Consider the following 449-nt stretch of genomic DNA (forward strand, 5'->3'; position numbering starts at 1 on the left):
GAGGCTCGACGCTTGTTTCCTGAAAACAATCGTCTCGCGCTCCTGGCTGAAGTGTTGCACCCCTTGCATGCGCAGCTCGGTGGCCACGTCATGGATGAAAATCGCCACGTCACTTTGCAGGCTGACGAAGGCGTTGCTCGAGGTGCACGCAAGCACCTCGAAGCCATCCTCGGCGCGCCAGCTGTCCCACAAGGCCTGATAGGCATCGCGCGACAGCAGCGGCTGTTCGAGGGTGTAGAAGACGAAACTTGCATCGGCGCTGAACGCGCCGAAATAAGCTTCGCGATCGTTACGGGCGAAGGCGGCCACCAGTTCGGCAGCCGCTTGCAAAACCTGATCACGTTCGTTCATGACCCGACCCTCAGCGATGGACCACGCCAGGCAGTACGCAGAGCATTTCGTACAGCAGGTTGGCGGCCAGCAGCGAGGTGTTGCCGGTGGTGTCATAA

At 60.1% G+C, this 449-nt stretch carries 2 protein-coding genes; both read right to left on the bottom strand.

Annotated elements, in window-relative coordinates; genetic code table 11:
• Nucleotides 1–351: nuclear transport factor 2 family protein (locus tag ACIF4X_RS21425; RefSeq protein ID WP_397483637.1), on the bottom strand; the 351-nt coding region annotated here is incomplete at its 3' end.
• 10 nt (nt 352–361) lie between these two features.
• Nucleotides 362–449 (bottom strand): hypothetical protein (locus tag ACIF4X_RS21430; protein WP_397483644.1); only part of this gene is annotated, 88 nt, incomplete at its 5' end.

This window comes from Pseudomonas sp. NPDC085632, assembly GCF_044541255.1.
Classification (GTDB): domain Bacteria; phylum Pseudomonadota; class Gammaproteobacteria; order Pseudomonadales; family Pseudomonadaceae; genus Aquipseudomonas.